The sequence below is a fragment of the Brevibacterium sp. 'Marine' genome (assembly GCF_012844365.1).
GTDB lineage: Bacteria > Actinomycetota > Actinomycetes > Actinomycetales > Brevibacteriaceae > Brevibacterium.
The window spans coordinates 2,407,395-2,426,621 of sequence record NZ_CP051626.1 but is presented as its reverse complement, the minus strand read 5'-3'; the positions used below and the strand labels follow the sequence as shown (position 1 = coordinate 2,426,621).

Sequence of the window (19,227 nt, the reverse complement as noted above, 5' to 3'; positions counted from 1 at the left end):
GCATTGTCGTCGGACCGACGGCATACCCCGTCCGACCGACCGTCGTGCCTGACCGACGAGTCCTATGTGTCCGAGTCGTCCTTCTTCTCGTCGTCGGACTTCTTGTCCTTGGAATCGTCCTTTTTCTCATCCTTCGAGTCGGAGTCGTCCGTCTTCTCCTTGCCCTTGGACACGCGGACGATGATGAGCGAATTCGCCGGCTTCGCCTCGGTGCTCTTCGGGAACTGCGAGACGACCTTGCCCTTGGGCACGTCATCGGAGAACACCTCGTCCTTGCCGACGCGGAATCCGCGCTTGGCCAGGGTCGCATAGGCAGCGTCGAAGGTCAGTCCTTCGACGTTGGGAACCGGGATCGGAGCGACACCCTTGGACACGACCAGATCGATCTTCTCGCCCTTCGACAGCTTCGTCCCGGCTTTCTGCGATGCCGAGATGACGGTGTCCTCGGCGACCGTGTCGCTGTACTCCTCCTCGACCTTGCCGACGGAGAGGCTGACCTTCTTCAGCGCGTCCTCTGCTTCGTCGCGGCTCATGCCTGTGAGCTTCGGCACAGCGAATTTCTCCTCACCCTTGGACACGACGACCGTGACGGACGAGTCGGGGGCGAGTTCCGCTCCGCTGACGGGTTCGGTGCCGATGACCGTGCCGGCGGGCACCTTGTCGTCGAAGACTTCCTTCGGCTCGGCCCTGAGGTCGTTGTCCTCCAACTGCGAGGTGACCTCGTCGACGGGTTTGCCGGCGAGTTCGCCGGGGACGATGGATGTCGGTGCCGGCAGGTTCGCGATGACGAACCAGGCGACCAGAGCGAGAACCGCGACCACGGCGACGAGTCCCGTCAGCATGCGGCGTCGGCGGCGTCGGACAGGGGAGGGACTCGCCGAGGCGGCCGCGGAGCCGGCGACGATCATGGCCGGGCCGCGGCGATCGGATTCCGAATCCTTCGATTCCTGTTCGTCCTCGGTGTCCTCTCGATCACCGGAATCGTCCGAGTCTGCAGGCTCGTCGGAAGCGGCGGAGTCCGCAGCATCGGCGTCGGGGGAGACAGCGGTGGCGCTGACTCCGGCCGCGGCCGCTGCGGCACCGCCACCGAGGACTCCGGCTCCGGGCGCAGCCGTGGCGGCCGCACCGGCGACATTGTCCGGGTCGTCGTCTTCATCGTCGAGATCAGCTGCACCGGTGTCCGCCTCGGCGTCGTCCTCTTCGCCTTCGAGATACGGGATCTCGTCGGTGCGGGAGCGCTTCTCCTTCGGCGCTTCCTCGCCGAGATCGATGCTCGCAGTGAGCATGGGGGAATGCTCACCGGCCGCGATCTGCGGATCTCCGAGGTCGAGCTCGGCCTCGGTCATCTCCGCACGTGCTTCGGCCAACGCCAGTCGGAACTCGGCGGCATCGGCAGGGCGGTCCTCGGGATCCTTCGACGTCGCCCACAGCACGAGTGCGTCCAGGCGCGGGCTCAGTCGGGCGACGACCTCCGACGGCGGCGGAACCGTGTCGTGGACGTGCCGGTAGGCGACCTGGATCGGCACATCGTCGGGGTAGGGCTGTGCGCCTGTGAGCATCTCGTAGAACATGATGCCGACCGTGTACAGATCGGTGCGGGCATCGGCCCCGGCCCGGGTGACGAGTTCGGGAGCAACATAGCCGACGGTGCCGATGAGGGTCTTCGTCGTCGTCGCCGTGGTCACGGCGCGCGCCAGACCGAAGTCGGCGAGCTTGACCTGACCGTCGGTGCCCAGCAGCACATTGTCGGGTTTGAGGTCACGGTGGATGATGCCCGTCGAGTGCACGGCCTCCAGTGCGGCGAGGATCGCGTCGAGGACGACGATCGCCTGTCTGGGGGTGAAGGTGCCGCGGTGCTTGAGCTCACGGCGCAGCGTCACCGACGGCAGGTATTCCATGACGAGGTAGACGATATCGCCGTCGCGGGCCTGATCATGGATGGCCACGAGGTTCGGGTGGGTGAGGCGACCGGCGTTGATGGCCTCTCGGCGGAAGCGTTCGACGAAGGTGTCATCGGAGATGAGGTGTTCGTGCATGACCTTGATCGCGATCTCACGGTCGAGACGCAGGTCGGTGCCGCGGTAGACCATGGCCATGCCGCCGCGGGCGATCTTGGCATCGATGCGGTACCGGTCGTTGAGCACCGTGCCGATGAGGGGATCTCGGCGGGCGGTCACAGGGCCTCCTGCAGACGTGCACGCTGCAGCTGGACACCGCGGACGAAGGCCTTCGTCTCCGGCAGCAGTCCGTCGGCGCGAACCGAGCGCAGGTCCTGGTAATAGCCGGCGATGGCTTCGTTCTCCGATTCGGCGGTTTCCATCAGCCAGCCGAGGATGACGGTGCCGGCGACGATATTGTCGTCGATATCGAGCAGATCGAGTCCGCGGCCGACGATATCGGACGCCCAGCGACCGGATCGGGGAGTGATCTGCATGATGCCGATCGCATTGCCGGCCGAGACCGTCGTGTGCTGGAAACCTGATTCCTGTGCGGCAACGGCCTGCATGAGGGCAGGATCGGCGCCGAGTTCGACGGCCAGTGAAGCGACGAGCAGCTTCGCCTGCGCCGGTGCCGGATGGCGGCGGTGCAGCAGGGTGTATTTGTTCAGCCGTGCCGCGTGGAGCACCGCGGGGCGGATGCCTTCGACCTGCGCGCTGGCGGCGACGCGGGGGATGTCACGAGGCGCTTCGGGTGCGGTGCGACGCGGGCGGGCCGTCGACGGGCGAAGCAGGAGGAGCTCGCCGACCGTGATGAACGAGTCATCGCCCATGGCGTTGGCCCGCCGCAGGGTCGCCGGTGAGATTCCGTGGCGTGCGGCGATTCCCTGCAGGGTCTCACCGGGGGCGACGACGTGAGAGGGATCATCATCGGGCAGATCGTTCTTCTCCGGCAGAGACAGGACCTGCCCTTGATGAAGGTTCTGACGCGGCGAGATCCGGTTGAGTTCGGCCAGTGCAGGCACGGAGACGCCGTGTTTGCTGGCCACAGCGTAGAGGGTGTCGCCCTGCTTGACCTTGTAGGTGCGGCCGCCGTGGGTGACGGGCACGGTCGCACCCGCGGTGCCCGAGATCCACTGTGGGCCGGTGCTCGAAGCGACCGCCGTGTCCGCGTCATCGGAGTCGTGGTCGGATTTGGTGGTGGGTGCCACCTCGGTGGGGGATTCGTTTTCGGGGTCGACTCGTTCGGCTCCTGGGATCGGACCGGTCGAATTCACCTTCGATGCGGCGCGGATGTCAGGAGCGGCGGTGACGGGCCTGTGCCGTCGCGGTCGTGTCATCTGTCACCTGTTGACTTCATGTCGAGTGGGGATACGATCCCCAGCCTAACGAGTGGGCGGGCTCGACCCGAGCATTCGGCACCGCATGGCGGGGTGTTTCTGCCGAATATTGCTACGCTTGAGGGTGTGAATACCGAAGAACTCGTCCAGGACTGGGCCCCGCTGCCCGACATCGCAGAACTCACCGGGCTCGGCATCTCCCAGGTGCGGAGGCTGCTCGAAGACGGCGCCATCTGCGGAATCAAGATCGGCGATCCGAAGGTTCTGCGGATCCCGTTGGCCTTCTTCGTCGACGGTGAGGTCGTCAAACCGCTCAAGGGCACCCTGCATACCCTCTACGACGCCGGATTCGATTACGAAGAAGCCATCGTGTGGCTCTTCACCCACGACGAATCCCTGCCCGGCCGGCCCATCGACCTGCTTCGCGCCGGCAACAAGAAGGAAGTGCGCCGCCGCGCTCAGGCCCTCGCGTTCTGATCTGCGCCGCGCACTCGAGGTGCGCAGGACCGTTCGTCGGGTTCAGCTGGAGCGGTAGCTCAGCGCCCTCGCGAATCCCTTGAGTCGCTGCTGCGCGGCCGGACCGATGCGCACTCGCGCCGAGGCGGCCGCCTCGGACGGTGAACCGGTCGCTACGCCGACTCCTGCCCACGTATCGACGATCGTCGCTGCGTGGAGATGTTTGTCCGCGATGAAGGATTCGACGGCGGCGAGACCGCCCGAGTCCGAGATCATGCCAACGCATTCGGCCACCTCGGCGTCGGTGAGATCCGGATCGCCCAACCGTGCGGCGAGGACCTCGAGCCGGTCCGCTGGGATCCGGGAGGCCGTCTCGGCGATGAGCACGGTCCGCTTGCCCTCGCGGATGTCGTCGCCGGCGGGTTTGCCCGTGGCCTCTGGGTCGCCGGCGATGCCGAGGACGTCATCGCGCAGCTGGAATGCCTGACCGAGGGGAAGACCGAAAGCGGAGATCTCCTTCAGCTGCTCGCTGTCCGCACCTGCCAGGGCCGCTCCGAGCAGGAGCGGCTGCTCGACCGAGTACTTCGCGGACTTGAAGCTGAGCACCTCCCACGCACGATCGGCGATCCGGGCGTCGCCGAGGGGGATGACCTCGGCGAGCACATCGAGGTACTGGCCGACCATGACGTCGCGGCGCACGACCCCGCGCAGTTCGCGAGCCGAGCGGCTGTCGCCCAGGGTCTCCTGCGAACGTTCGAAGAGCTCCTCGCTCAGTGCCAGACAGATATCGCCGATGACGATGGAGGCGGAGACACCGAAGGAGGCGCCGTCGCCGTGGAAGCCGGAGCGCTGGTGGCGGGCCTCGAACTGACGGTGCAGGGCGGGCCGGCCGCGCCGGGTGTCCGAATTGTCGATGACATCATCATGGATGAGCGCGGCGGCGTGGAGCAGTTCGAGTGAACCTGCCGCCTGGGCCAGACCCGCGATGACGTCGGCGGAAGGGCCCGTGTCCGTGCCGGCACGGACGTCTCCGCCGGCGAGCTGGAAGCCCCACCACAGCAGGACGGGACGGATCCTCTTGCCGCCGCGGGTGAACTCGATGAGAGCGTCGCCGATCGCCGTCGCATCGGGTGAGATCGCCTCGAACTCTGCGGCCTTCTCGGCGAGGAAGGCCTCCAGCTGGATAGACACCTCGGCGGCGATGGATTCGGGAGAGTCGAGAGCCTCGACGAGGGCAGGAGGGGCAGTCGTCGCGGCGGATGACGAGGGCACGGCCGCCGGCGAGGGCACGGCGGGGTCGGCGTTGTTGCCGGGCGTCGCAGAATGATGTGAGGTCATGAACCGATGTTTCCGCCGACGGTGACGATCGAATTCGCTTTGTCCTCGGAATCCTCGGCGACTGTGACGACGAGGACGCTGTCATTGTCTTCGTGCTTGAAGTTGACCACACGGGCGCTCTTCGTCTTCACCTCATCTCCGAGGCGTTCGAAGTCGGCCTTGCCGAGCTCCTTCTCGTAGAACGCGAAGACGTCCTTGGCATCGGCCTCGGCGCGCAAGGTGAGGCTGACCTGTTCGGGCAGCTTCTTGTCCTTGTCGTTGTGGGCGTTGACGATCGACGCGGAGAGCACCTCGGAGTCCGGATACGGCTTGATGTATTCGGGCAGATCCTTCACATCGTTCGAAGTACCGGGGTCCGAGCCTGTGGCCTCGGTCGATGCTTCGGCCGAAGCAGCCTCGGACTCGGCAGAAGCGGCTTCGGACTCGGCCGAGGCCGCGGAGGTCGAGGTCTCCTGGGAGGCCGAAGGGCTCGATTCGGCCGTGTCTCCACCGGTTCCCGAACAGCCCGCAAGTGCGAGAGCGGCGACGATGGGCAGTGTCATGACAGCGGTGCGCGATACCATGCTTCAAGAGTACCTGGACTGTTCGGCGGAGCCGAAAGGAACGAGCGCGAGGAGCAGGCGATGAGTCGGAAGCAGCTGGCACGATCCGGAGGTGATCTGAGCCGACTGGGCACGGACGACGCCGGTGCCACCATGCTCCACCTCGACATGGACTCGTTCTTCGTCTCCGTCGAGCTGCTCAGCCGTCCGCACCTCGTCGGCCGTCCCGTCATCGTCGGCGGGCGCAGCGGCCGCGGAGTCGTCGTCTCGGCCAGCTATGAAGCGCGAGAGTTCGGGGTGCACGCGGCGATGCCGATGTCGCGGGCCATGAATCTGTGCCCCGTCGCCGAGGTGATTCCGCCCTCCCATGGCCAGTATTCCTCCTACTCCCGCCAGGTCTTCGATCTCGTCGCCGAGGTCACCCCCGATGTGCGTCAGGTCAGTGTCGACGAAGCCTATATCGACGTTGCCGGAGCCGTGCGACGGCTCGGCTCTCCGGTGGAGATCACCACGCAGCTGCGTGCCCGGATCCGGGAGCGGACGGGTCTGAGCGCCTCGGTCGGCATCGCCGTCAGCCGGGTCGTGGCCAAACTCGCCTCGACCAGGGCGAAGCCGAACGGTCAGCTGCTCGTGCCCGTGGCTGCGACCCAGGAATTCCTCGACCCGATGCCGATCGAAGCTCTGCCGGGAGTGGGGGAGAAGACCCAGGCAGGATTCTCCCGCTACGGAATCCGTCTCATCGGCGACCTCGCCGCCGTGGACGAGGACTGGGCCGCACGCGTCTTCGGCGCCCACGGCCATCAGCTGTGGCGGGCCGCCCACGGACGGGACTCCTCCGGTTTCGACCAACAGGCCAGAGAACACTCGATCAGCGCGGAGAACACCTTCGGCGAGGACATCTGGGACATCGCTGTGCTCGAACACGAACTGCTGCGCCTGGCCGACAAGGTCGCCTACCGGGTCCGTGCGGAGGGAAAGGTGGCCACGAGCCTCGGACTGAAGTACCGCCTCGGCGATTTCACCACCCTGTCGAGATCGGTGACCCTGGCGGCTCCGACGGATCTGGCCAGGGAGATGTACGAAGCTCTGCGCCCCGCCCTGCGCACGTTGCGCGAACAGCGCTCTCAGGGAGTCAGACTGCTCGGAGTCAGGGCTGCCGGGCTCAGCGATTTCGCCGTCACGGGACGACAGGCCACCTTGGACGAACCAGTTCATTCCGGACGCGACGCCGAGGTCGCCCTCGACGAGGTGAGACGCCGATTCGGCAGCGAAGCGATCTCGCAGGCCTCGCTTCTGCGCAAGCGTCCCGACGGCTGAGAGCGGGTGAGCGGGAGCACAGTCTGAAGACCCCGTGGGAATCCGGCCCCTGACGGCCCCCGGAGATGTTTTTTCGAGCCTCAGAGACTATGATTGAGTGAAAGACTTGAGTAGCGAAACGGGGGTTCGAGATGCCACTCTCCGATCACGAACAGCAGCTGTTGGACCAACTGGAGAAGCAGCTGCGCAGTGAAGACCCTCGTTTTGCCCGGAATATCTCGGAAACCCAGGCCGCAGCCACGGGGCCCGGGTTCTCCGCCAAGCGCTTCGTCCTCGGGATTCTCGTCGCTCTCGCCGGACTGGCCGCGACGATCCTCGCGATCTCGCTCGTCTCCAGTTCCGTCTGGTGGATCGCACTCGGCGTCGTCGGGTTCGGCCTCATGGTCGCCGGAATGTACTGGGCGTTCAGCCGTCCCGGTCATGTGCACACGACTCAGACGGACTCTCGGAATTCCGGAGGCAAGAGCGGCGCCAAGGGCAACTCCGGGTTCATGGGCCGGATGGAAGACCGGTGGGAGAAGCGCCAGCGCGGCGAATGATCCCGATCTCGGCGATCAAGGCACTCTCGATATGAGGGTGCCTTTTTCAATGCCGATCCGCTTGCTCGTGAGTGCCGGTTCAGTCCTTGCCGTCAGTGCCGGTGTCTTCGTCTTCGCCGAGGCGGCCCACTGGCGATCGAGTCACCGCCGACTGGGAGACTACGACGTCGCCGGTCCCCGCAGGCGCCGCAGCGGCCGGCACGCGAGTCGTCACACAGAGACCATGCGGACGGCGGGCAGCGACCAGATCATCGTGGTCCTCGGGTATGCCAACCGCGGGCAGCGGCCGAACGGAATCAACCGATTCCGGGCTCGGGCCGGTCTGCGATCGATCGATCCGAGGGCACACTCGACCCTCCTCATCTTCTGCGGGGGAGCCGTCGCGGGCAGAACGTCGGAGGCGCACATCGTGGAGAGCTTCGCCCGTGAGGAACTCGGCTTCACCGACAGATCGGTTCTGGAAGCGCAGAGCACAACCACGTGGGAGAACATCGCCAACGCGCTCCCGATCATCGATCGGGAACTCACCCCTGCCACGACGATCAGCATCGTCTCGAACTCCCACCATGCCGAGAAGGCGCGCGACCACCTGTGGCAGATGCGCCCGGACCTGGCACGACGACTGGTCCGCGGCGGAGACTACCGATTCGGAGAACATCCGCTGGTGAAGCCCATCGCCGCCGTGCGCGGCCTGCTCGCCCTACGTGCGCACGATCGAGAGAACGCGAAACACGCGGCAGGGCACTGAGGTCCCACGCTCTCGCACTGAGCTCCCAGGCTCTTGGAGTCTGCGACGAGCCGCCTCGCGGGGACGAGAGAGCGGCGAGCCTGTCGTGGAGGATGAGGAAGCGCAGAGGCGGCCCCGCAGGACCGCCTCTGCGCTCACCGGCCAGGATCGTCAGGTATCGGCCAGGATCGTCAGCTCATCGTCATTTGGGACGATTGAACAGGCTGGCCGGCCAGATCTTCGCCGAGATCCGACTGCCCGGCGTGGCCCGCTCCGACAGGTCCGTACTGACCTCGTCGACGAGCGCGCGTACCTCCGAGTCATCGAGGGACTCGGTCGAGGCACCGTAGCGCTGGGCTTCGAGAGCATCGACGAACGCTCCCAGGGCCGAATCATCACGGCCCGTCTCGGTCGGTGATGACGGAGCCGGACTGCTCAACCGTCGCAGCCGTTCATCCGAACGATCAAACGTCGAGGAGCCGGCGCCTTCTGCGCTCTGAGCGGCGGCACCGGAACCGGCACCCGCCTCGGCGGCGGACTTGCGCACGGGTTCGCCGGTGTACGGATCGATCTCCGGCGCCGTGGAGCCGGCATCCGTACCGGCCGAGCTCGAAGCATCGGCGCCCCCGCCGCCGGCGCCACCGGCAGCTCCGGCCGCTGGGACGGCACCGGCGAGCACGAGCTCGTTGAAGCGCAGAGTCCGACTCGAATCCAAGCTCTGCCCGTAGTCGGTGGCCAGAGCACGGACCTCTGTCCACACCGCTTCGAGGTTCTGCGGATCCTTCGTGCGGCGTGAGCGCAGGATCGAACGCCAGATCGCGGGCAGTGCGGCGAGCAGCAACAGGACGAGCACGATCACTGCGCTGCCGATGACAGTGCCCAGGTTCGAACCTGCCGGCTCCGCGGCCTGAGTGCTCGTCTCCTCCTCGGTGGGCTCGTCGGAGCCACCGGTCGGCGAGGCGGACTCGGTCGGCTCCTCGCTCGGGCTCGCCGACTCCGATTCCTCGCTGTCCTCCTGCTGGCCGGCTCCATCGGCGAGAGTCCACTTCGGCGGATCGCCGGCCGGCCCGCCTGGAGTGGGTTCGAAACGCACCCAGCCGGCGCCTTCGAAGTACAGTTCCGGCCAGGCATGCGAATCCTGCATGCTCACATCAGTGCCGTTCTCGGACTCGTCCCCGCCGGCGTATCCGACGCCGATGCGGGCCGGAATCCCCATCGTCCTGGCCATGATGGTCATGGCCGAGGAGAACTGGACGCAGTAGCCCTGCTTCTCGGCCAGGAAGTCCGAGATCGCATCGCCGCTGGCCCGTTCGGGAGCATCGAGCGAATACTCGAAATCGCCGCCGCGGAAGTACGCCTGCAGCAGGACCGCGGCCTCCCACTGGTTCTCGGCATCGGCGGTGACCCGCTCTGCCGTCTCCTTCACGCTCGGCGGCAGGGAATCGGGGACGGCGAGTTCGGTCTCGAAATCGCTCTCGGACACCGGAGTCGCCGACTGCAGATCCTCGACATCGGGATTCGGGGACAGATAGTCCATCGAATACTGCAGACCACCGGTCTTCTCACCGTTGCCCACGATCGTCAGGGTCTTCTCGTCGAAGATCCACCGACGGCCCAGATCCTTCGGCTGCTGCGGGGCATACGGAGACGGCAGGTACTGCTGGTCGTAGTTGTCGCCGACGGCGACGTTGATCGTCTCTTCCGTGAAGTTCGTGTCCCTGGGCATCCCCGCCGGCCACGGCATGCCGTCACTCGCGATCGCGAAGGGGTCGAGGCTGAATGGACTCGGTGCCCAATTCTCTCCGTCGAAGTCGTCGATCGAAGTCAATCGAATCGGATCGGCGTCCTCGTCCGTCGTCTGATAGCTGAAGAGGGTCGCATCATCACGATCACCGAGGTTCTGGCGCAGGTTGAGGAACGGGTTCGTCACCGTCAGATCGCCCTGGCCCTTCGACGCCCGATCGGGCAGGGTCGGCACCGGCGGCAGCAGAACGGGCAGGCCGATGCCGATGGCCAGAGCCACAGCACCGGCGAGGATCGCCGTCATCCCTCCCCGCCACCGGGTCGCGGGCAGATAGGGGCTGAGCATGAGCAGCAGGAACGCCGCCAGGATGGCGACCACATGCCACCATTTCACTTCCTGCGCGGCGAAGTAGACGGGGATCATCCACAGCACGAGCAGCAGCACGCCACCGACCTTCGGCGCCCGCAGATCCGAGACGAGACCGTCGATGAGGATCGTGATGAGGGTGAAGGCGATCGTGAGCATCGCGATGAATCCCGGAGTGCTCGCGGCCGGGGGAGCGGTGGCATAGAGGTCGCTGACCCCTTCGGAGAGCAGATCGATCACCGCCCCGAAGGACCCACCGGTCGGGATGAACCCGAGCAGCAGCGAATCCCCGGCGCAGACGACGAAGACCGCAATGAGGCCGGCCACGCACTGGGCGATGACCGCGGTGCCGGTCGAACGCAGTGCCGGGACGGTGCGGAACACGGCGCCGACGATGACGACGACGGCGACGGCGACCAGCACTGGCGGCAGCCAGGCGAAGTCCCTGAACACCGCCGACACGGCGAGTGCGGTCAGAGCCATGGCGATGAAGACGACGATCGCTTCGAGCCAACCGGTGCTCGGCCGCTCATCGCTGGTCGACACCGGCGCCGAACGATCCTGCGCCGGGGGGCCGGAATCGGCTCCGTACGGACGGGTGTCAGGAGTGTCGAGGCTCATCGGCGCACCCCCTGCGGTGTCGCGCGCGCACCTCTGGGAGTCGCAGCTGCGCCTCCCGGCGTCGAGGAGGCGCCGCCGGCACCGGTTGTGCCCGGTCCGGGGTCGGCCGAGGTCCGTCCGGTGCCGCTGCGAGAGCGCTTGGTCTCGAAGGTCGTCCACGACTCCGGCAGATCTTCGCTGAGACCGAGCATCGTCAGATCGTCGATCTCGCTGAGCGTGCGCAGAGTCACCGGCACACGACGGGAGAAGTGGGAGGCGAGTTCCTGTCCGCGCTGATCACCGACGGAGCAGATGACGATGTGATTCGGGTTGTCGTGCGACGGCAGTTCGACCCTGCCCGGGCGCACAAGGGCGGTCAGAAGACGCAGCTTGTCGATCTCGCGGGCTCCTTTGAATCTGATCTGGTGTCCGGGAGCGACGACATTGACCTCGTAATCGGACTTGAGGAACGCGGTTCCGGCTGCGGTGGCCGCGGCGAGCAGGAACTCGATCTCGAGATCGCTCGGCTCCTCGGCACCCTCATCGGCGACGAGGTCGATGAGGATGAGCGCATGGAGCGTCTCCTCATCGGCTTCGTGTCGGACCATGAGCTCGCCGGACTTCGCCGTCGAGGGCCAATGCACATGCCGCAGGTCATCGCCGGGCACGTACTCACGCGTGTGGAAGTCCCGGGTGGTGTGTCCGGTGCGGACCTTGCCGTCATCGAGGCGGGCGGGCCGGATCGACGAATCCTGCGGAATGCGCGCGGCCAGGATCGGCACGGACACGGCCACGGGGAAGGCCCCGTGGACCTTCTTCTTCATCTTCACCAGGCCGAAGGGCCCGAACACGGTGATGAGGACCGCATCGATCCCGGTCACGCCGCGGCGGTTGGGGGTGAAGGACGTCAGCACCGTCTGCGAAGCCCCATGAGCCAGAGCCGGAACATCACCGGAGGTGGAGTCGCCGAAGCCTTCGGCCGGAACGAAGTCGATCGTCGCGGCCGGCATCGCGAGCTGACCGATGTTGGTCACGCGCGCCTGCACTTCGACTTCTTTGCCCTCGGCGGCCAACGGGTAGCGGTTGTGCGAGGGCGACAGCGCCACCTCGTGGAGGTTCGTGCTCATCGTGATCGACACCCGCCGGGTGCCCCACAGGATGAGCAGCGCCGAGAGCAGGACCAGGCCGAGCAGCAGCAGACCGGCCGGAAGCAGACCGGGCAGCGCGAAGCGGTAGGCCGTGATGATGAGGGCCGCCCCGGCCAGGACGAAGATGATTCCCGAAGTGCTCAGTCGCATGCGGTCACTGGTTCGTCGAGACGGGCACGCGGGACAGCACCCGACCGATGAGGTCGGCAGCCAGCTCCGCGTCGTCTCCGTCGCGGGGGATGATGCGGTGGGCGAGGATGTACGGGGCCAGAGCCTGCACATCGTCGGGGGTGACGAAGGTGCGTCCCGACAGGGCCGCGCGAGCCTTCGCCGCGCGCAGCAGGTGGACACCGCCGCGCGGGGAGCTGCCGAGCAGGATCGCCTGATCGCCGCGGGTGGCATGGAGGATCGCCACGATGTATTCGCGCAGCGCCCGGCTCGCCGAGACGTGGCGGACGATCGTGCGCGCCTGGGTGATCTGCTCGAGGTTCGTCACCGCGGCGGCGGTCTCGAGGGGATCGTTCTGGATCTGGTTGTCCAACAGGTCGACCTCATCGGACGTCGCCGGGTATCCCAGGGAGATGCGGGTGAGGAAGCGGTCGCGCTGCGCCTCGGGCAGAGCGTAGGTGCCCTCCATGTCGATCGGGTTCTGAGTGGCGACGACGATGAACGGAGTGGGCATCGGATAGGTCTGCCCGTCGATCGTCGCCTGGCCCTCGGCCATGCACTCGAGCATCGCCGACTGCGTCTTCGGGGACGCGCGGTTGATCTCATCGGCGATGACGATGTTCGCGAACACCGGGCCCTGCCGGAACTCGAAGTGGCGAGTCTCCTGGTTGAACAGGTTCACGCCCACGACGTCGGTGGGCAGCAGGTCCGGCGTGAACTGGATGCGGCGCACGGAGCCGTCGACGACCTTGCCCATGGCACGGGCCAACAGGGTCTTGCCGACGCCGGGGACGTCTTCGAGGAGGACGTGTCCGCCGGCGAGCAGCGCGATGAGCGAGAGCCCGACGGCCTCATCCTTGCCTTCGAGGACCGCGTTCATCGCTGTGCGTGCCCGCGAGGTCAGATTCTGCACCCACTCGATGTGTTCGGCGCCGATCACGGAATTGGTCTGTGTACCTTCTTGGCTGGTCGACATACCCTCTATTGTCCCTGAAAGCCGGCACCCCAGCCACACGAGATTCTTTCAGCTTCGTCACCCCCGTCTCCGGCCTCTCCCAGCTGCTCCCCGAGGCGACCCCCACTCCACTCCCCACCCACCTCCCCACTTTCCTCCACGCGGACCCTCCACTTTCCTCCCCGTTCGCCTCCACCTCGGTGCGGGGGATCATCCGCGATCCGCGGATTCTCGCGGATCCCTGCCGTTCTCGCTGCTCTCGCCGAGGCGGACCACCCCTTGTGTGAACGCACTGAATCCCGCCCGTCCGACACTCTCGCGACGCGCCTTCGGGAAATTTTCCCCACTTTCCTCCACCTATCTGACCTGGGAAAACGTTCGTTTCGTCGTATCGTTTGGATCAGAAGCTGGAATCCGTGGAGGGAAGTGGAGTACTGTGGTTGCTATCGGAGCCGATGGGTTTCGAAAGGGGTGAGACGACATGTTCTTGGGCACTCATATGCAGAAGCTCGACGACAAAGGTCGCCTCATCCTGCCCGCAAAGTTCCGCGAGGAGCTGTCGCCCGGACTCGTTCTGACCCGTGGCCAGGAGAACTGCCTCACCCTGTTCCCCACCACGGAGTTCGAAGCCGAGCACGCGCGAATCCAGAACGCGCCGAAGACGAATAAGGAAGCCCGCGATTACCAGCGTGTGTTCCTGTCGGCGGCATTTGCGGATCAACCGGACAAACAGGGACGCATCACGGTCCCGAACATATTGCGGCAGTACGCATCACTGACCAGGGAAGTCGCAGTGATCGGCATGGGAAACCGAGTCGAGATCTGGGATGCACCGACCTGGGAGGACTACCTCGTCGGCGCTCAGCAGGCCTTCGCCGAACGCGAAGAGGAGGTGATCCCCGGAGTGATCTGATTCTGCTCGGGCTTGATCCTTGCCCGCCGTGCTCGAGTTTCGGGGAACTTCCCCGTTTCCGAAGCTCGGACGTCCTGACACACTTCCCCGGTGGCAGGGCCACGGCGGTCAAGGTTCTGGCTCCAGCAGCGCACACGCAGCACACGCCCCGAAACACGCACCCACACGAAGGACCCACGCATGACAGCTCAGCAGCACGTACCGGTGCTCCTCGAGCGCGTGGTCGAACTCATCGGCGTCGGCGTCGAAGCCGCTCGCAGAGCCGGGCTCGCCCCGGTCGTCGTCGACGGCACCCTGGGAATGGGCGGGCACGCAGAAGCCGTGCTCACGGCCTTCGACGATGTCCACCTCGTCGGCATCGACCGGGACCTGCAGGCCATCGACATCGCCACCGAACGTCTGGCCCCCTTCGCCGATCGCACCGACATCGTCCACGCCGTCGACGATGAGCTGCCCGACGTCCTCGCCGACCTCGGCATCGAATCGATCAGCGCGATCCTGCTCGACCTGGGAGTCTCCTCCCTGCAGCTCGACGAAGACGAACGCGGCTTCTCCTATTCCCGACCGGCGCCCCTGGACATGCGCATGGACCGCACCCAGGACCTCACCGCCGCGACAGTGCTGGCGACCTACTCCGAAGCCGAGCTGCGCCGCATCCTGCGCGAATACGGCGAGGAGAAGCTGGCCGGCAGGATCGCGAAGATCCTCGTCACCGACCGGACCCACACTCCATGGGAGACCTCGGACCAGCTCGCGGCCATGCTCTCGCGGGTGATCCCGCAGACGAAGAAGCGCTCCCACCCCGCCAAACGCACGTTCCAAGCCCTGCGCATCGAGGTCAACGACGAACTCGGAGTGCTGCGCACCGCGCTGCCTGCGGCCCTGGAAGCGCTGCACCTCGGGGGAGTGGCCGTCATCGAGTCCTACCAGTCGCTGGAGGACACGATCGTGAAGAAGACCTTCCGGGCGGCCACGACCTCCTCGGCACCGCCGGACCTGCCGGTCGTCCCCGAAGAGCACCAGCCCTGGCTGGCGGAGATCATCAGAGGCGCCGAAATGGCCGATGAGCACGAAGCAGAGACCAACCCGCGGGCGGCGAGCGTCCGCCTGCGGGCAGTGCAGAAGATCAGGGAGGCACGATCGTGAGGAATTCTCAGGCGACCGCGGGTCAGCCCCACTTCACCGAACGCTCCCGCCGGCTCGAAGAAGCCGGTGGTCAGCAGGGCGGAGCGAAGCTTCGGCTGCTCAAGTTCGAACTGCCGAAGTCCCGTCTGCCCTTCTCGATGCTGTGCGTGGGGATCCTGTTGGCCGCCCTGGTGGCCGTGCTGCTGCTCAACATCTTCGTGGCCAACACCTCCTACAAGGTCGACCAGCTGACGAGTCAGAAGGAAGCCCTGGCCGAACAGAAGGACCGCCTCGTCGAGGACAACTCGTATCGCGAGTCCCCGCAGAACATCGCCCTGGCCGCCGAGGAGCTCGGCCTCGTCAGGGATTCCTCCCCGGAGTTCCTCGATGCGAAGACCGGGAAGATCATCGACGCACCCGGCATCGACGTCAGCGGTGAGAAAGAGCCCACAGTCGTGCCCGGCCCGCGCGCCGATACACGCGATGACATCCGACCCAATCTACGATCGGATGAGAAGCTCCCGGTCGTCGGGGGCAGCCCGAGCCAGGACGTGGCGGCTCCGAGCCAGGAGGCACCGAAGTAGTCCGAGCTCACCGGGACCGGGGAACGGCCTGACCGAATCATTCGCCGACCACACCAAGGACCGAGGACTCAAGCAATGGGCTCACGCACAACCCGACTTAAGAGGAAGCGCAAGGGCGATGGCCCCAATCTGCGCCTGCGGATGGGCTTCATCGCCGCAGTCTCGATCCTCGTCCTCCTCATCACCTCCGTCCGGCTTGTGTCGATCCAGGGCATGGACTCGATGAAGCTGGCAGAGAAGGCACTGTCGAACCGGCTGGTCACCCGGACGCTGCCGGCCGATCGCGGACAGATCCTGGCCGCCGACGGCACCGTGCTCGCCGACAGCGTGTCCCGCTACCAGCTCGTCGTCGACCAGCAAAACGTCGCCCAGTACGAAGTCGACGGCGAACTCGTCGGGGCCTGGGGAGCAGCCGAAGCCCTGTCGAAGCCGCTGAACACCGACCCCGGTCTGCTCTACCCCAAACTCGTCGGCGACAAACGCTGGAACCCCGTCGCGAAGGGACTGACCGCGGAGACCTGGCGTGAGGTGAAGAAGCTCGAAGTCCTCGGAATCTCCGCCGAGGAGTACTCGGTGCGTTCGTACCCCGCCGGCGGAGTCGCCGGCAACCTCGTCGGCTTCCTCAGCTCCGACGGCACGGCCCAGGCCGGACTCGAGATGGCCTACGACGAACAGCTGTCGGGCACGGACGGCCAGCAGCAGTACGAGCGCGGTGCACGCGGAGAGATCATCCCGCTCGGCGACAACAACATGAAGGACGCCGTCGACGGCCAAGGTCTGCAGACAACCATCGATCCCGCGATGCAGTACTACGCCCAGCAGGCCATCGAGGAGCAGCGGAAGAAGCACAAAGCCGAATCTGCATCCATCGTCATCAAAGAGGTCAAGACGGGACGCATCATCACCGCCGCAGACGCTCCCACGGTCGACCCGAACTCGCCGGGCAAGGTCGACGGCAACGACCGCGGTTCGCGCATCTTCACCGATGTGTTCGAACCGGGTTCGACCGCGAAGATGGTCACCGCCGCGGCGCTGCTCGATCAGGGGCTCGTCACGCCCGAACAGGAATTCACCGTCCCGGACAAGTGGAAAGCGCCGAATGACGAAGAGTTCCGCGACTCCCACGAACACCCCGATGAGAAGCTCACCTTCGCCGGGATCCTCGCCGAATCCTCGAACACCGGCACCATCCTGGCCGGAAAAGAGCTCACCGAAGCCCAGCGCTACGCATACATGAAGAAGTTCGGCTTCGGTTCCGGTTCGGGCATCGGCTTCCCGGCCGAGACCTCGGGCATCCTCCACCCGTACGAAGAATGGGACGGACGCACGAAGTACACCGTGATGTTCGGTCAGGGAGTGGCCGCGAACGCACTGCAGACCACCGACGTCATCTCCACCATCGCCAACGGGGGAGTCCACGTCCCCTCTCGACTCGTCGACGGAATGATCACCCCCAACGGCCGCACCATCTCCACCCCCGCCGGAGAGAAGGAGCGGGTGGTGAGCAAGAAGGCCGCCGACGAGACCCTGCGGATGCTCGAAGGCGTCGTCGCCGAAGGCACGGGCAAGTCCGCCCAGGTCTCGGGCTACCGCGTCGCCGGAAAGACCGGTACCGCGCAGGCACCGGCAGCAGAAGGCGGAGGCTATGACGGCTACACCGCCTCGTTCGTCGGCGTCCTGCCCGCCGAAGATCCCGAACTGGCGATCTCCGTGACTTTGCAGCGGCCTCGGAACGGCTACTACGGTGGACAGGCCGCCGCTCCCGTCTTCTCCGATGTCGCGGGCTTCGCGATGCGGCATCTCAAGATCCCACCGTCGACGCAGAAACCAGATCTGCCCGCTCGAGAATGGAAATGATGCGCTTCTCACAGCTGCTGCCGATCGCACCCGGCACCCTCCACGGTGACCCCGAGACAGAGGTCACCGGAGTCTCCCATGATTCCCGAGCGGTCTCACCCGGTCAGCTCTACGCCGCCCTGCCGGGCGCGAACGTCCACGGTGCGAAATTCGCTCCCGAACTCATCCGCGGCGGGGTCGACGCCATCCTCACCGACGACGCGGGCTGGCAGCTCATCACCGATGCACTGAGCGCGGACGAGGCCGGCCGGCAGCTGCTCGAAGGCGTCACCGCTCTCATCGTCGAAGCCCCCCGCGCCGTGCTCGGATTCGTCTCCGCCGCCGTCTACGGGACCACCTCGGTGCCGGAGCTCATCGGTGTCACCGGAACGAATGGAAAGACCACGACGACCTATCTGGCCGACGGGATGCTCGAGGCACTGGGGCACCGCACCGCCGTCATCGGCACGGTCGCCATCCTCATCGCCGGGGACACCGTGCCGAGCGTGCGCACGACCCCCGAAGCCCCCGAACTGCACGCTCTGTTCGCGAAGATGCGCGCGGCCGAGGTCGACACCTGTTCGATGGAGGTCTCCTCCCACGCGCTCAGCCAGCATCGTGTCGACGGGGCGCACTTCCGCGTCGCCGGGTTCACGAATCTGTCCCAGGACCATCTCGACTTCCACAACACGATGGAGGAGTACTTCGAGGCGAAGGCACAGCTGTTCACCCGCACCTTCTCCGATCAGGCCGTCATCGTCGTCGAGGACGAATGGGGTGAGCGGATGGTCGAGGCCGCGCAGGTGCCCGTGCGCACCTTAGGACGCGACGACCGCAGCCGATGGCGCATCGAACACACCCCGGGCGTCTCCGACTTCGTGCTCCATCTCGACGACGGACGAAGCATCCGTCTGCGTTCACCGCTGCCCGGTGACTTCAACGTCACGAACACGGCCCTGGCCGCTTCGATGCTCATCGAAGCCGGTATCAGTGCCGCGGACATCGATGCGATCGGCCGCAGCTTCGCGGTCACGGTGCCGGGACGGATGGAGATCATCGACGTCTCCGGACCGCGGGCCCTCGGCGAATCCCACCCCGAGCTCCTGCCGCGGGCCATCGTCGACTATTCCCATACCCCTGATGCGATCGCGAAGGCGCTTGCGACCCTGCACGCCGACTCCGACGAACTCATCATCGTCTTCGGCGCCGGAGGCGACCGGGACCGCGGCAAACGCTTCGGCATGGGGCAGGCGGCGGCACGCGAGGCCGATGTGATCGTTCTCACCGACGACAATCCGCGCACCGAGGATCCCGACACGATCCGCGCCGCCATCAGGCAGGGAATCGACGCCGAGGTGGATGCGGGCCGGGCCCGTGTGAAAAAGATCATCGAGGTCGCCGACCGCGGTGCCGCCATCGATGAGGCGATCGCGAAAGCAGACCCCCGCGCCACCGTGCTCATCGCGGGAAAGGGGCATGAGACAGGCCAGACCGTGGGCACCACGGTCACCGATTTCGACGACCGGGCCAGGACACGCTCAGCGCTGTCCATGCGACTGGGCGACGCACAACCAGGTAAAGTTCACAGATGA

16 protein-coding genes are annotated in these 19,227 nt (G+C 66.2%); 9 read left to right on the top strand and 7 right to left on the bottom strand.

The features are described from left to right. Positions 1-62: 62 nt before the first annotated feature. The gene (locus HF684_RS18940) at positions 63-2,177 is read right to left on the bottom strand and encodes a PASTA domain-containing protein (protein WP_169252495.1); all 2,115 of its coding nucleotides are present in this window, start codon (positions 2,175-2,177) and stop codon (positions 63-65) included. Beyond that, entirely contained in the window at positions 2,174-3,277 is a 1,104-nt protein-coding gene (locus HF684_RS10955; protein WP_169252494.1) for a LysM peptidoglycan-binding domain-containing protein, read from the bottom strand. The genes HF684_RS18940 and HF684_RS10955 overlap by 4 nt, the downstream gene beginning before the upstream one ends. A gap of 126 nt (positions 3,278-3,403) precedes the next feature. Between HF684_RS10955 and HF684_RS10950 the strand changes: the two genes are divergently transcribed. Next, positions 3,404-3,754, top strand: a complete 351-nt coding sequence (locus HF684_RS10950) for an Rv2175c family DNA-binding protein (protein ID WP_169252493.1) — start codon at positions 3,404-3,406, stop codon at positions 3,752-3,754. 42 nt (positions 3,755-3,796) lie between these two features. On the opposite strand, the gene HF684_RS10945 is transcribed toward HF684_RS10950, so the two are convergent. Continuing rightward, on the bottom strand, positions 3,797-5,071 hold the full coding sequence (locus HF684_RS10945; protein WP_169252492.1) for a polyprenyl synthetase family protein: 1,275 nt from the start codon (positions 5,069-5,071) through the stop codon (positions 3,797-3,799). Beyond that, the gene (locus HF684_RS10940) at positions 5,068-5,634 is read right to left on the bottom strand and encodes a hypothetical protein (RefSeq protein ID WP_248278886.1); all 567 of its coding nucleotides are present in this window, start codon (positions 5,632-5,634) and stop codon (positions 5,068-5,070) included. Before HF684_RS10940 ends, HF684_RS10945 begins: the two co-directional genes overlap by 4 nt. Positions 5,635-5,694: 60 nt before the next feature. Here HF684_RS10940 and dinB point away from each other — a divergent pair, with 60 nt between their 5' ends. The 3 genes from dinB to HF684_RS10925 all read left to right on the top strand — a co-directional run bounded on the left by dinB (position 5,695) and on the right by HF684_RS10925 (position 8,217). Further along, complete coding sequence (gene dinB / locus HF684_RS10935; protein WP_169252491.1) at positions 5,695-6,930, top strand: DNA polymerase IV; 1,236 nt, start codon at positions 5,695-5,697, stop codon at positions 6,928-6,930. A gap of 131 nt (positions 6,931-7,061) precedes the next feature. Continuing rightward, the gene (locus HF684_RS10930; protein WP_169252490.1) at positions 7,062-7,469 is read left to right on the top strand and encodes a DUF3040 domain-containing protein; all 408 of its coding nucleotides are present in this window, start codon (positions 7,062-7,064) and stop codon (positions 7,467-7,469) included. 49 nt (positions 7,470-7,518) lie between these two features. Further along, entirely contained in the window at positions 7,519-8,217 is a 699-nt protein-coding gene (locus HF684_RS10925; RefSeq protein ID WP_169252489.1) for a YdcF family protein, read from the top strand. 181 nt (positions 8,218-8,398) lie between these two features. Here the strand turns inward: HF684_RS10925 and HF684_RS10920 are convergent, their stop codons facing one another. From HF684_RS10920 to HF684_RS10910, 3 genes are read right to left on the bottom strand one after another with little or no spacing between them, the layout of a single operon-like run. Continuing rightward, a complete protein-coding gene (locus tag HF684_RS10920) occupies positions 8,399-10,927 on the bottom strand; it encodes a DUF3488 and transglutaminase-like domain-containing protein (RefSeq protein WP_169252488.1) in 2,529 nt (842 codons plus the stop codon). Continuing rightward, positions 10,924-12,204 carry a DUF58 domain-containing protein gene (locus tag HF684_RS10915; RefSeq protein ID WP_169252487.1) on the bottom strand — a complete coding sequence of 427 codons (1,281 nt, stop codon included), beginning with the start codon at positions 12,202-12,204 and terminating at the stop codon, positions 10,924-10,926. Before HF684_RS10915 ends, HF684_RS10920 begins: the two co-directional genes overlap by 4 nt. A gap of 4 nt (positions 12,205-12,208) precedes the next feature. Next, on the bottom strand, positions 12,209-13,198 hold the full coding sequence (locus HF684_RS10910; protein WP_169252486.1) for an AAA family ATPase: 990 nt from the start codon (positions 13,196-13,198) through the stop codon (positions 12,209-12,211). Between the two features lie 460 nt (positions 13,199-13,658). On the opposite strand from HF684_RS10910, the gene mraZ reads away from it, so the two are divergent. The 5 genes from mraZ (at position 13,659) to HF684_RS10885 (ending at position 19,227) form a co-directional block, all read left to right on the top strand. Beyond that, entirely contained in the window at positions 13,659-14,090 is a 432-nt protein-coding gene (mraZ, locus tag HF684_RS10905) for a division/cell wall cluster transcriptional repressor MraZ (RefSeq protein ID WP_101553353.1), read from the top strand. 180 nt (positions 14,091-14,270) lie between these two features. Next, positions 14,271-15,236 (top strand): 16S rRNA (cytosine(1402)-N(4))-methyltransferase RsmH, encoded by a 966-nt coding sequence (rsmH, locus tag HF684_RS10900; RefSeq protein WP_169252485.1) that lies wholly within the window; start codon positions 14,271-14,273, stop codon positions 15,234-15,236. Next, entirely contained in the window at positions 15,233-15,799 is a 567-nt protein-coding gene (locus HF684_RS10895) for a hypothetical protein (protein ID WP_169252484.1), read from the top strand. The genes rsmH and HF684_RS10895 overlap by 4 nt, the downstream gene beginning before the upstream one ends. 75 nt (positions 15,800-15,874) lie before the next feature. Beyond that, positions 15,875-17,656, top strand: coding sequence for a penicillin-binding protein 2 (locus HF684_RS10890; protein ID WP_169252483.1), 1,782 nt, complete (start codon positions 15,875-15,877; stop codon positions 17,654-17,656). Continuing rightward, on the top strand, positions 17,656-19,227 hold the full coding sequence (locus tag HF684_RS10885) for a UDP-N-acetylmuramoyl-L-alanyl-D-glutamate--2,6-diaminopimelate ligase (protein ID WP_248278885.1): 1,572 nt from the start codon (positions 17,656-17,658) through the stop codon (positions 19,225-19,227). Before HF684_RS10890 ends, HF684_RS10885 begins: the two co-directional genes overlap by 1 nt.